The sequence below is a fragment of the Gracilimonas qinghaiensis genome (assembly GCF_046602855.1).
Classification (GTDB): domain Bacteria; phylum Bacteroidota; class Rhodothermia; order Balneolales; family Balneolaceae; genus Gracilimonas.
In genome coordinates this window covers 14,325-27,107 of record NZ_JBKINJ010000002.1, presented here as the reverse complement: position 1 = coordinate 27,107, position 12,783 = coordinate 14,325, and the positions used below count along the sequence as shown (strand labels likewise).

General features: G+C 42.3%; 11 protein-coding genes. 6 read left to right on the top strand and 5 right to left on the bottom strand.

Annotated features, from left to right (window positions below; genetic code table 11):
* Positions 1–219 precede the first annotated feature (219 nt).
* The 4 genes from ACKGJO_RS10075 (at position 220) to ACKGJO_RS10060 (ending at position 4,931) form a co-directional block, all read left to right on the top strand.
* The gene (locus tag ACKGJO_RS10075; RefSeq protein ID WP_411323313.1) at positions 220–687 is read left to right on the top strand and encodes a DUF4112 domain-containing protein; all 468 of its coding nucleotides are present in this window, start codon (positions 220–222) and stop codon (positions 685–687) included.
* Positions 688–1,017: 330 nt separating this feature from the next.
* Positions 1,018–2,667, top strand: a complete 1,650-nt coding sequence (hutU, locus tag ACKGJO_RS10070; RefSeq protein ID WP_411323312.1) for a urocanate hydratase — start codon at positions 1,018–1,020, stop codon at positions 2,665–2,667.
* Between the two features lie 66 nt (positions 2,668–2,733).
* Positions 2,734–3,963, top strand: a complete 1,230-nt coding sequence (hutI, locus tag ACKGJO_RS10065; protein WP_411323311.1) for an imidazolonepropionase — start codon at positions 2,734–2,736, stop codon at positions 3,961–3,963.
* Positions 3,945–4,931 (top strand): formimidoylglutamase, encoded by a 987-nt coding sequence (locus ACKGJO_RS10060; RefSeq protein ID WP_411323310.1) that lies wholly within the window; start codon positions 3,945–3,947, stop codon positions 4,929–4,931. Before hutI ends, ACKGJO_RS10060 begins: the two co-directional genes overlap by 19 nt.
* A 2-nt stretch (positions 4,932–4,933) precedes the next feature.
* On the opposite strand, the gene pyrH is transcribed toward ACKGJO_RS10060, so the two are convergent.
* From pyrH to rplM, 5 genes are all read right to left on the bottom strand, one after another.
* A complete protein-coding gene (gene pyrH / locus ACKGJO_RS10055) occupies positions 4,934–5,698 on the bottom strand; it encodes a UMP kinase (RefSeq protein WP_411323309.1) in 765 nt (254 codons plus the stop codon).
* A gap of 30 nt (positions 5,699–5,728) precedes the next feature.
* Entirely contained in the window at positions 5,729–6,562 is an 834-nt protein-coding gene (tsf, locus tag ACKGJO_RS10050; RefSeq protein WP_411323308.1) for a translation elongation factor Ts, read from the bottom strand.
* Between the two features lie 27 nt (positions 6,563–6,589).
* On the bottom strand, positions 6,590–7,474 hold the full coding sequence (gene rpsB / locus ACKGJO_RS10045) for a 30S ribosomal protein S2 (RefSeq protein ID WP_411323307.1): 885 nt from the start codon (positions 7,472–7,474) through the stop codon (positions 6,590–6,592).
* Between the two features lie 193 nt (positions 7,475–7,667).
* Positions 7,668–8,054 (bottom strand): 30S ribosomal protein S9, encoded by a 387-nt coding sequence (gene rpsI, locus ACKGJO_RS10040; RefSeq protein ID WP_411323306.1) that lies wholly within the window; start codon positions 8,052–8,054, stop codon positions 7,668–7,670.
* Between the two features lie 19 nt (positions 8,055–8,073).
* Entirely contained in the window at positions 8,074–8,517 is a 444-nt protein-coding gene (gene rplM / locus ACKGJO_RS10035; protein ID WP_411323305.1) for a 50S ribosomal protein L13, read from the bottom strand.
* A 256-nt stretch (positions 8,518–8,773) separates the two neighbouring features.
* On the opposite strand from rplM, the gene acnA reads away from it, so the two are divergent.
* Both acnA and ACKGJO_RS10025 read left to right on the top strand, forming a co-directional pair.
* Positions 8,774–11,485, top strand: a complete 2,712-nt coding sequence (acnA, locus tag ACKGJO_RS10030) for an aconitate hydratase AcnA (protein ID WP_411323304.1) — start codon at positions 8,774–8,776, stop codon at positions 11,483–11,485.
* Between the two features lie 145 nt (positions 11,486–11,630).
* Positions 11,631–12,782 carry a GAF domain-containing protein gene (locus ACKGJO_RS10025; protein ID WP_411323303.1) on the top strand — a complete coding sequence of 384 codons (1,152 nt, stop codon included), beginning with the start codon at positions 11,631–11,633 and terminating at the stop codon, positions 12,780–12,782.
* Position 12,783: the final 1 nt, after the last annotated feature.

Sequence of the window (12,783 nt, the reverse complement as noted above, 5' to 3'; positions counted from 1 at the left end):
TAATAATGCTTTTTTCTAGGAACTGACAACTTAAACCTGGAGCTTTTCGTTGGTGGCATGGGCGCGGTAAATCACACATAATGCTGAATTGTCTTTTTGATCATAACCAGATACTGACTGAAACAAGAATAGAGTCTATCCTCTTTTGACACGAAATAAAGGAGGCTATAAGATGCCCATAAACTATGTTGGACTTAATTCGGAAACATCATTAAACAAATGATGACAGGTTCAGGAAAATATCACTCTAATCCCAAAAAATTTGCCGAGCTGCTAGACAGTAAGTTTACTTTGCCGGGAACCCGTATTAAGTTCGGCATAGATCCTATTATTGGCCTTTTTACCGGATTAGGCGATTGGTTTAGTGCCATATTATCGATCTACTTGATGTACTACGCTACCAAAATAGGCGCAACACCAGGTGTGTTGTTCAGAATGTTCATGAATATATTTATCGATCTCATTATCGGGGTCGTTCCCGTATTAGGAGATATGTTTGATATTGCATGGAAGGCCAATATTCGCAATGCTCGGTTATTGGAAAAACTGGAGGCTAGTCCCTCTCAAACTGAATCACAAAGTTCTGTAATAATGTGGGGTTTCCTTATTTTCTTGGTTTTGATCCTGACCGGCGTACTTATCCTTATCAGCTGGATGTTTGCTGAGATCTGGAAGGCTATATTTTAATTTATTTGCCATTTATAATTAGGATATAAAAATAATAAACAATTACTTAGCGCATTGAATAATATAGTTTCGATACAACCCTATTCCATTCATAATTTAATCCAGGTCTTAAAATTTACGGGACTGAGTTTCTTCTCTATTTTGTTTTTCATAAGGCCGATACGCTCTCCCAATGATAAACTTAAGTCAGCTAAAACTGGTCATCGAGTCGGTTCACACCAAATACTCTAGTTATATTGATAAAGTTTGGATGAATTTTGGGATGAGCTTTCGTTTCTCTTAGTGTATATTCCTGCAGTAGAGAAAGTTACAGGAATAAAAAATCCAAGTATGTCAAGAACGATCAAAGCACCGACAGGCAAAGAATTAAATTGTAATAGCTGGCTTACTGAAGCTCCGTTCAGGATGATACAAAACAACCTGGATCCTGATGTAGCGGAGAATCCTGAAGAACTCGTTGTGTACGGGGGCATAGGAAAAGCTGCCAGGAACTGGGAGAGTTTTGACGGTATTCTTGAGTCACTGAAATCCATGAATGATGAAGAGACCCTACTTGTGCAATCAGGCAAACCGGTTGGGATCTTCAAAACACATAAAGATGCTCCCCGTGTACTGATCGCCAATTCCAACCTTGTTCCCAAATGGGCAAACTGGGATCATTTTAATGAGCTTGATAAAAAAGGTTTGATGATGTACGGGCAAATGACAGCAGGGTCGTGGATCTACATTGGAAGTCAGGGTATTGTTCAAGGGACCTACGAGACCTTTGTATCTATGTCGAAGAAGTATTTTGGTGGAGATCTATCCGGGAAATGGGTACTTACAGCGGGGCTGGGAGGAATGGGTGGCGCTCAGCCTCTTGCCTCGAAAATGGCCGGTGCAAGTATGTTGGCCGTAGAATGCCGTGAATCCCGCATCGATTTTCGTTTGAGAACAGGCTACTTAGATAAAAAGGCAACTTCGTTGGGAGGAGCCCTGGATATCATTCAAAAATCGGTTAAAAATAAAACCCCCGTAACAGTTGGTCTGCATGGAAACGCCGCAGATATCTATCCAAAATTACTGGAAAGAAATATCCTGCCGGATGCAGTTACGGATCAAACAAGTGCGCATGACCCCCTCAATGGTTATCTGCCGCTTGGAATGTCAGTAGAGGAATGGGAGGAGAAACAAAAAACTCATCCCAAAGAAGTGATGGATAATGCTCGCAAATCCATTGCTATACAAGTTAAAGCAATGCTGGAATTTCAGGAAAAAGGATTACCGGTTTTTGATTATGGAAATAATATCCGTCAGGAAGCTTTTGATAACGGTGTTAAGGATGCGTTCAATATTCCTGGCTTTGTGCCTGAGTACATTCGCCCGCTCTTTTGTAAGGGAATAGGTCCCTTTCGCTGGGTGGCACTATCAGGTGATCCGGAGGATATCTACAAAACAGATGAAAAGGTAAAAGAACTTATTCCCGATGATCCGCATCTTCACAACTGGCTGGATATGGCTAAAGAACAAATTAATTTTCAGGGATTACCGTCACGTATTTGTTGGGTAGGATTGGGTCAGCGACACAGGCTTGGGCTGGCCTTCAACAAAATGGTACGAAGCGGTGAACTGAAAGCCCCTGTCGTAATAGGTCGCGATCATTTGGATTCCGGTTCTGTGGCAAGTCCTAATCGCGAAACCGAGGGTATGAAGGATGGTTCAGATGCAGTATCAGACTGGCCTATCCTGAATGCATTGTTGAATACTTCTTCCGGGGCTACTTGGGTTTCATTCCATCATGGAGGTGGAGTGGGTATGGGTTTCTCTCAACATGCAGGATTAGTGATAGTTTGTGATGGAACTGAAGATGCCGATAGGCGACTAGAACGCGTGCTTTGGAATGATCCGGCGTCCGGTGTGATGCGTCACGCCGATGCAGGTTATGGTATTGCGATAGATTATGCGAAAGATCATCAGCTGAACCTACCGTTTCTAAAATGAAATAATTGCATGTTTAAACTTATAGCAATAGGACCCTACAGGAAAGTAACATAAAATGTAAGAATCATGTCAAACCTTCTCATTCAAAACATATCACAAATTGCCACACCTAAACCTGGTGTTTACAGGGGTAAAGAACTCAGGGAACTTACTGTTCATAAGAGTGCAGCAGTGTACATTGTTGACGGTGTCATTAAAGCTGTGGGTTTACTCTCTGATGTTTTGGAAAAGGTTGATGGTCACCCGGATATTTTGGATGCCGAAGGCAAAGCCGCGATTCCGGGATTTGTTGACTCGCATAGCCATCTCGTATTTAGTGGCAATCGTGCCGATGAATTTGCCATGCGTTCCGCAGGGATAAGTTATGAAGAAATTGCAGAGCAGGGTGGTGGAATCGTTTCAACGGTAGAAGCTACGCGGAAAGCCTCCAAGGAGGAATTAAAAAACCTGGCTCGCATTCGATTGCAGAAAGCATTGAAGCAAGGCATTACTACCATGGAGATCAAGAGCGGATATGGTCTTGATCGTGAAACTGAAAGAAAGATGCTTGAGGTAGTGAATGAATTGAAATGTGAACAACCTATTGAACTTGCAGCAACTTTCTTGGGAGCTCACGCTGTTCCTAAAAATTCCGCTAAAGAGGAATACTTAAAAGAAATTCTAGATATGATTCCTGAGATCGCAGAAATGGCAGATTACTGTGATGTGTTTTGTGAAAAGGGATATTTTACCGTTGATGAATCCAGAAATGTGCTGGAAAAGGGTTTTGAATACGGACTCAAACCAAGGCTTCACACCAATCAGTTTAATGATATTGGTGGAGTGGAAATGGCTGTACAGCTTGGGGCAGTTTCAGTGGATCATCTTGAAGTGTTGAGCGATGAAGATGTAGAGAGACTTGCAGCATCAGAAACCATTGCTACTGTGCTTCCCGGCGTTTCGTATTTTCTGAACATACCGTATTCCCCGGCACGTAAATTATTGGATGCCGGCGCTTTGGTAGCATTAGCCACAGATTTTAATCCCGGTTCATCCATGACCATTTCTATGCAGTTGCTCATGAGTATGGCTTGTACCAAGATGGGGATGTCTGTTGAAGAAGCACTTTGTTGTGCAACTCAAAACGGAGCAAAAGCGTTAGAGAAGAATAAATTGGGGTGTATCAGCCCAGGTTTTCAAGCAGACATATTATTATTGGATACCGATAATTTTAAGAACCTCGCATATTTTTTCGGGGAAAATCACGTACATACAGTTATCAAAAAAGGAAAAGTCGAATGGGAATTGAGAGCATAAAAGAACATCTTCAACCGGTCATAGAAAAATTAAAAGGCATTCGCTCACATGATGAGTATGACCACTGGCTGATAAACGAGATCGGCTTTAAAGATGAAGATTATTTCAGAGCTGATCATGTTTTGATCGGTTGCCCACAGCATGAAGGTGTGCAAAGAAATAACGGCAGGATTGGGGCAGCAGAGGCTCCTGATAAGATTAGGGAACATTTGTATAAACTGCAGATGCCTGAAGATTCGGGTATTAAAATCTATGATGCTGGAAACATAAAAACCGACATTTTTAATAATTTGGCAGAAGAAGATATTTTGAATGAAAAGGAGTCTTCTGACGCTTTAAATAGGATTCATGATGCGCTCACTAAGTCTGTCGAGATATTCTTGAATGATGGTAAAAATGTGATCGTATTGGGTGGTGGAAACGATATTTCTTTTGCAGATGTGCGAGCTCTCTCAAATACCGTAAATGAAATTTCGGTAGTTAATGTCGACGCTCATCTTGATATGAGAATAGCGGGTGAAATGACTAGTGGGAGCCCCTACCGCAAGCTTGTGGAAGGAAACTATTTGAAGCCTGAAAATTTTTATGAATTTGGTATCCGGAAAGAAAATAACTCAAAAGAATATCTCAAAGAGGCGGAAAATCAGGGCACACATACTTTTTTCCTGCCGGATATATTGAAGGAAGGGGTGGCAACTTCATTCAAAAAGGTCATTGAAGATATTGGGGATAAATCCTTCTTTTTTGGTCTGGATATGGATGTGATTCAGGCTGCTGATGCACCAGGTGTGAGTGCATCATCACCAATAGGGTTAACCGGAAGGGAAGTCATTGATATGGTTTATATGGCCCGTCAGAAAGAGAATATGAGAATACTAGAGGTTACGGAAACCAACCCAACCTATGATATCGATGACCGAACGGTTAAGCTGGTGTCTCAGATCATATATTGCTATCTGCTTGGCTAATTTTAGTCCCAATGGACTGTGGTACCTACGTCTTCTCCGTCAACAACGATCTTCTTCAGGTTGCCGCTTTTATTCATGTTGAAGACGATAATAGGAGTTTTGTTTTCTCGGCAGAGAGTAAATGCGGTAAGGTCCATTACGGATAAGCGCCGTTTGAGGACTTCATCACCGGTTATTTGATCAAATTTGGTGGCGTCGCCATTTTTTTCAGGATCGGAATCAAAGATCCCCTCTACTCGGGTACCTTTAAGGATCACGTCGGCCTCGATCTCAATGGCTCGCAGTGAGCCTGCCGTATCAGTAGTGAAGTATGGATTACCGGTTCCGGCTCCAAAAATGACCACACGCCCCTTCTCAAGATGGCGAACGGCTCTCCGGCGGATATATGGTTCAGCTATAGCCTCCATCCGTATAGCACTCATGAGACGTGTCTGTACACCGATCTGCTCCAAAGCGTCCTGCAGAGCCATACTATTGATCATGGTTGCTAACATTCCCATATAATCGCCTTGAACACGGTCCATACCCTGAGTTGCTCCCTTAACACCCCGGAAGATATTTCCACCTCCAATTACAACAGAAACCTGAACACCGGCTTCCTGAATAGACTGTATTTCTTTGGCATACGCACTTAAGATATCAGCATCGATGCCATGGCCTTGTTCACCTAAAAGAGCTTCGCCACTGAGCTTAAGAAGTACTCGGTTGTATTTATTTCCCACGTTATTCTCGAATTTAAAATTATCAGACAAAAAAAAGGCTGTCATTTCTGACAGCCTTAAGGTAAAAAAAATTAATTAAGCGTTTTCGCCAAGTTGAAGTCGATGAAAAGCTTTAACGAGAGGGGCATCGTTCTGTTCAAGGTATTCTTTTACAGAAACGCTGTTATCCTTTACGAATTTTTGTTCAAGCAATACTCGTTCTTCGTAAAAGCGACGCAGTTTGCCTTTGGCAGCTTGCTCAGCAATGTGTTCAGGCTTACCTTCATTCAATAACTGATCTTTGGCGATCTCAAGTTCTTTTTCAACCAGAGTAGAATCAACACCGTCGCGGGTAACAGATAGAGGTTTCATAGCCGCAACCTGCATAGCAACATCTTTACCGATATCATCGTCGGTAAGGTCACCGTCAAATTCAACCAGAACACCTAACTGATTACCAGGGTGGATATAGGAAATGAGAGTACCATCGGTTGTCATGAGAACAACATTGTTGATCTCGATCTTCTCACCGATCTTTCCAACCATCTCTTCGAGATGCTTTTCGATGGTCAATCCATCAACCTCTACATTAAGCAGAGCTTCAGCATCATCGATATTGTTTTCGAAAGCAGCATTCAGGAACGTTTCAGCATCATCCTGAAACTCTTCATTCCTTGCTACAAAATCGGTCTCACAATTGATCTCAATAAGTGCAGCTTTTTTTTGGTCATCACTGATACGGCTAAGGATTAAGCCCTGATTAGCTTCGCGGTCAGCTCTCTTTTCGGAAACTTGCTGTCCTTTTTTGCGCAGATATTCAACCGCCTGGTCGAAATCACCATCTGCTTCGGCGAGGGCTTTTTTACAATCCATCATGCCCGCCCCGGTCATGTCTCTAAGTCTCTTTACGTCAGCAGCAGAAATACTCATTTTTTGAATAGTATTTATAAGTTAAAATTATTCTTCTTCGTCATTGCTGTCTGCATCTGCCTTGGCGTCTGCATTATCAGCTTTTTCTTTTTTATTATCGCCTTTGGATTTGCGGCGAGAACGTAATTTGGTTCCTTTAGCAGCATCCTTCACATCAACATCGTCACTTTCATCTTTAGCGTCAGCGGCTGCTTTTTCCATTACATCTTCTTCCTGTTGTGCTTCTCTTTCAGCATTACCTTCAATGATGGCATCAGCTATCTGAGTAGTTACAAGTTGAATAGTTCTTGCAGAGTCATCATTACAAGGTATGATGTAATCAGGGACGTCAGGGTCACTGTTAGTATCAACCATGGCAATAATTGGAATATGAAGCTTGATGGCTTCATTTACGGCAAGGTGCTCTTTTATAATATCTACAACAAAAATGGCACCCGGCAGGCGACCCATATTTTTGATACCACCCAGGGCATCATTCAACTTGTCCTGTTCCCTTTGAAGCATCAAACCTTCTTTTTTGGTCAGTTCTTCGAAAGTACCGTCAGTTTTCATCTTTTCAATTTCCTCCATACGGGAAATACTCTTGCGAACGGTACTGAAGTTAGTAAGCATTCCACCCATCCAGCGGTGAGTAATATGTGGCATTCCACATCTGAGCGCTTCAGTTGTAATGATCTCGGTAGATTGCTTCTTGGTTCCTACAAATAGGATGGTCTTACCGGCCCTTGCAAGTTTTTGAACCTCATCGAGGGCTTCTTGCATGTAATTACGGGTTTTTTTCAGGTCGATGATGTGAATCCCGTTGCGCTCCATAAAGATGAAGTCTTTCATTTTAGGATTCCATCGGCGGGTAAGGTGACCGAAGTGTGCGCCTGACTTAAGCAGGTCTTGTATAGATGCAGCTTTTGGCATAATATAAATATATGTGTTTAGGTTAATCCTCTATGTGGGTCCTCCCCGAGCGTAAATCCTGAGTCAATTAGGCCCAGAACACCATACGCCGAGTCACCACATATGTGTGATTGAGTTATAGTGTAGATATAGGTTAAAGAGTGGATGGTTATTTGTAGACCAAAAAACCATCTCCAGATAACGAATATCGGAATTATCTTTTAGAGAACTGGAATTTCTTACGAGCTTTAGGCTGACCGTATTTTTTACGTTCTACCATTCTGTCATCACGAGTAAGAAGTCCGTGTCCTTTAAGGATACTGTGTAATTCTTCGTTTTCTCCATCAAGAGCACGTGCAAGGGCGTGTGATATAGCTCCGGCCTGACCGGTGCTTCCGCCGCCACGAACTGTGATCTTAATATCGTATTTGCCATCTGTTTCAGTAACAGTGATAGGCATAAGTGCGATATTGCGACGTGCTTTTACTGGAAAATATTCTTCAATTGGTTTGTGGTTGACCAAGATGTCGCCTTTGCCTGGTTGTATGTATAAGCGGGCTGTTGCGGTCTTGCGTCGTCCTATGTAATTCGCTTGTGCCATTTAATTAATTCTGGATGGATTAAAGCTCGATGATTTCTGGTTCTTGTGCAGTATGCGGATGTACCGGACCTGCATAAACTCTCAGGTTGGTAGCGATTTTATTTCCTAATTTTGTTTTAGGAAGCATTCCCTTGACAGCAGTAGTTACCAGAGAAGTTGGATCCTTCTCGAGCATTTCAGCTGCTGTAGTATAACGCTCACCGCCTGGGTAAAAAGTGTGACGGAAATACGTTTTATCCGTCATTTTTTTGCCGGTCAATTTTACTTTTTCCGCATTGATGACGATCACATTGTCGCCGGTATCCATATGCGGAGTAAAAGTTGGCTTGTTCTTACCTCTCAAAATTTTTGCGACCTCGCTACTCAGTCTCCCTAAGGGCTGGTCTTCAGCGTCAAAAAGAACCCATTTTTTCTCAATGTCTTTGGGTTTCGCTGAATATGTCTTAAAACTTAATGTGTCCACGATTAAACTCGTTTATTTTGTCTTATTGGAAAGTCGAACAAGATAGAATTTATTCTTGATGATTTCAATATAAGAAAGCAGAATAATTTAAAAGAGCCGTATACGAGAAAAAGCAGATGAGGTCAATTGCCAAAGAAATTGATTAGCTGATATATCACGTAAATTGATATTGTAAATAGAGACTAGTTAAAGACAATACGTAAAAAAAATTGTACCTTTAGCTTGCATATTAAAGTAAATGTAAACAGATCATAAAATGAGCGACAAACTGAAAAATACCAGAGTTGAATTCGAAACAGGTTCAGGAAAGGCGTTTTTGTACAGCCTGCAAAAACTTAAAGAGCAGGGTTATGATAACGTTGCCAAACTTCCTTTTTCCATAAAGATATTACTAGAGGCTGTTCTAAGAGAATTTGACGGATATACGGTAACCGAGAAAGACATAAAATCTATTGCTAACTATAATGCAAAGGATCCTCAAGGTGAGATTCCTTTCAAGCCTTCAAGGGTAGTATTACAGGATTTCACAGGTGTGCCTGCCGTTGTAGATCTGGCAGCACTTCGCTCTGCCATGGAACGCATGGGTGGTAAGGCCACCGATATTAACCCACAGGTTCCTGTAGATCTGGTTATTGACCACTCAGTACAGGTAGATATGTTCGGACAGGATTATGCTCTTGAGTTTAATGTGGAAAAGGAAATGGAGCGTAACCGTGAACGGTACGAATTTCTTAAATGGGGCAAAGAGGCTTTTGATAATTTCCGTGTTGTACCTCCGGGTCGTGGTATTGTTCATCAGGTAAACCTTGAATATTTAGGTCGTGGGGTGTTTACAAGAGAGGAAGAAGACGGAACAACTACAGCTTATCCTGATACCTTGGTTGGAACTGACTCGCACACAACTATGATCAACGGGCTTGGAATACTCGGATGGGGTGTTGGCGGAATTGAAGCGGAAGCGGCCATGCTTGGTCAACCGATTTCAATGCTGGTACCTGAAGTGGTTGGTATGAAACTGACCGGAAAACTTCGAGAAGGTATCACCGCGACCGACCTAACACTGACTGTGACTCAAATGCTTCGCCAGCATGGGGTAGTCGGTAAGTTTGTAGAATTTTATGGTGACGGACTCAGTAATATGAGTTTGCCAGACCGTGCAACTATCGCGAATATGTCTCCTGAATATGGGGCAACCATGGGTTTCTTCCCGGTTGATGAAGAAGCACTTCGTTATATGAGAAGAACCGGTCGTTCCGAAGAACTCGTTAAGCTCGTGGAAGCTTATACCAAGGAGCAGGGATTATTCAGAACAGATGATACTCCAGATCCTGAATTCTCTTCCACGCTTGAGTTGGACCTGAGCACCGTTGAAACATCACTGGCAGGACCAAAACTTCCTCATGATCGCATCAAGTTGAGCAATATGAAGAAAGCTTTTGAAAACTCCCTAACTAGCGATAATCCTACCATGGGTTTCAACCTGGCTAAGGAAAAACTGGCCAACAAAGGTATTTATAAAAACGGTCAGGAAATTGAAATGAAGCACGGTGATGTGGTTATTGCTGCAATCACCTCATGTACCAACACTTCTAACCCAAGCGTAATGCTGGGAGCTGGTATTGTTGCGAAGAAAGCCGTGGAAAAGGGGCTTAAAGTTCCGGCCTACGTCAAAACTTCTCTTGCACCGGGTTCACGGGTTGTGACAGAATATTTGAAAGAAGCCGGTCTGACTGAATACATGGATAAGCTAGGATTCAACCTGGTTGGCTATGGATGTACGACATGCATCGGTAATTCAGGACCATTACCGGAAGAAGTAGAGCGTGCCATCAAAGAAGGCGACCTTATCGCTGCCGGTGTTCTTTCCGGTAATAGAAACTTTGAAGGCCGAATTCACCCTTGGGTGAAAGCAAACTACCTGGCATCACCACCGCTGGTTGTTGCGTATGCATTGGCCGGAAGCGTTGATATTGACCTTGCTGAGGAGCCACTTGGTCAAGATAAAGATGGTAACGATGTATATCTGAAGGACATTTGGCCAACAACGGCAGAAATTGCAGAGCATCTTGATGCTGCAATTCGCCCTGAGCTTTTCGAGAAGATGTATGGTGATATCTTTGAATCTCCAACCTGGGAGGAAATACCGGTATCCGGTGGCGACCAGTTCGATTGGAGCGAAGATTCAACATACATTCAGGAGCCTCCATTCTTTATGGGAATGAGTGAAGAACCTGAACCTATCAAGCCTATTAAAGGAGCAAGAGCTCTTGTAAAGGTAGGTGATTCTATCACCACAGACCACATCTCACCTGCGGGTAATATCGCAGAAGATTCTCCGGCTGGTGAATACCTTAAAGAGCATGGAGTTGAGAAAGCTGATTTCAACTCATACGGTTCACGCCGCGGTAACGACCGTGTAATGACTCGGGGTACATTTGCAAACGTGAGGTTTAAGAATCAGTTGGCTCCGGGCAAAGAAGGTGGTTACACTAAATATTTCCCTGATGATGAGATCACAACTATTTATGATGCCTCTCTTAAATACAAAGAATCAGGAACGCCACTTGTTGCATTGGCCGGAACGCAATACGGAACCGGTTCATCCCGTGACTGGGCTGCCAAAGGTACAGCCTTATTAGGAGTGGAAGCAGTTATTGCAACGTCTTACGAGCGAATTCACCGTTCAAACCTGATACAAATGGGAGTTCTTCCATTGCAGTTCAAAGAAGGTGAAACCGCTGATGATCTTGGCCTTGATGGATCAGAAACCTTCGACATACATGTTGATGATTCAGTGCAGGCTCAAGACGAGATCAAAGTTACAGCTACAAAAGAAAACGGAGAAGTGATCGAGTTTATGACCGATTGCCGAATTGATACCCCGGTTGAAGTAGATTACTACCGAAATGGTGGAATTCTGCACACAGTATTGCTGGATTATCTTAAGGAAAGTAAAGGCGAGAGCTAGATCTTAATCTGCATAAGAAGTTATTAAAGGCACAGTCTCTATAAGGCTGTGCCTTTTTTATTATAAAGTACTCATCGAATTTTGTAGAGAATAATCAATATATTGGTTCAGAATATTTAGAATCGGGAACTAAATAGGTTGAAACGTGGAAACAAAAGGTATTAGAGAAGATCGATTGGCAGCGGGTAACGATGCTCTTTCAAAAGTTATAGAAAGTTTAAACAGGACATTGGATCTGAACGAGGTTCTATTGAAATGTCTTGAAGCTGTCAAAATTGCATTGAACTCAGAAGCGAGTTCACTGATGCTGCTTGATAAAGACCGGCAGATGCTTAAAGTCAGCATGGCAACAGGGCCTGTCAAAGATGAAATTAAAGGTGCTACCATTCCCAAAAATAAGGGCATTGCCGGTTGGGTTCTGAATAATAATGAGCCATACATCTCCAACGATGTGGACCATAATGAGATCTTCTGGAAAGAACTGAGTCCGGCCTTTAAAACACGAAATATTATTTGTGTCCCACTCTGGGATGCAAATGGTAAAGTCTTTGGGATTTTGGAAGCTATAAACAAAGTAGACAATCTCTCTTTTGATGAAAGTGACCTTTACACCTTTGATTCACTTGCCTTACAGGTCTCTTCAGCTATTGAGCGTTCAAAAGTATATGAAGCACAGGTGCAGCAGTTGGGGCAAAAGAAAGAGTATATCTCTGAGCTCCATCACAGATTAAAGAATAGCTTGTCTGTCATCAGTGGATTGATAGAGTTTGATATAGATGATGTTAAAGATGAAAAAGCGCGTTACCTGCTAACCTTTACAAATAGTCGCATCCGAACGCTGGCAAAGGCTCATTCCGCACAATCAGAGGGAAAGGGTGAAGATCATATTGAATTGGACGAGTACATAAGGGACATTATTAAAAATGCTGAGAATACCTTCAATGATTTTGATAAGAGAATAGCTGTAAATTCCAACCTGATCCCAACCATATTAGATCTTAACCGATCGATTCTGTGTGGACTCAGTGTAAATGAGCTGCTTCTGCACGAGTTATCTCGATTGATGGAAGATGAAACAGTGACAGAGGTTAATGTTAAGCTTGAAGAATCTGAAAGTGCTGAAGTTAAGATAACGATAGAAACAACAGGTTCAGAGGATGAAGAAGTTGCTGGATTGAAAAACGGAAACCCCAACAGCCGGTTCATAGTTAAATCTTTGATAAACAAACTGGATGGTAAGATCGAACACTCGTCCACAGGAGCGGGAAGTAAAACCATGATCTCCTTTCTAAGGTAGG

Excerpts from the sequence above, each read along its gene's own strand:
- hutU (WP_411323312.1), top strand. The coding sequence starts at position 1,018 with ATGTCAAGAACGATCAAAGCACCGACAGGCAAAGAATTAAATTGTAAT.
- acnA (WP_411323304.1), top strand. The coding sequence starts at position 8,774 with ATGAGCGACAAACTGAAAAATACCAGAGTTGAATTCGAAACAGGTTCA.
- ACKGJO_RS10060 (WP_411323310.1), top strand. The coding sequence starts at position 3,945 with ATGGGAATTGAGAGCATAAAAGAACATCTTCAACCGGTCATAGAAAAA.
- pyrH (WP_411323309.1), bottom strand. The coding sequence starts at position 5,698 with ATGACAGCCTTTTTTTTGTCTGATAATTTTAAATTCGAGAATAACGTG.
- tsf (WP_411323308.1), bottom strand. The coding sequence starts at position 6,562 with ATGAGTATTTCTGCTGCTGACGTAAAGAGACTTAGAGACATGACCGGG.
- rpsB (WP_411323307.1), bottom strand. The coding sequence starts at position 7,474 with ATGCCAAAAGCTGCATCTATACAAGACCTGCTTAAGTCAGGCGCACAC.
- ACKGJO_RS10075 (WP_411323313.1), top strand. The coding sequence starts at position 220 with ATGATGACAGGTTCAGGAAAATATCACTCTAATCCCAAAAAATTTGCC.
- rpsI (WP_411323306.1), bottom strand. The coding sequence starts at position 8,054 with ATGGCACAAGCGAATTACATAGGACGACGCAAGACCGCAACAGCCCGC.
- hutI (WP_411323311.1), top strand. The coding sequence starts at position 2,734 with ATGTCAAACCTTCTCATTCAAAACATATCACAAATTGCCACACCTAAA.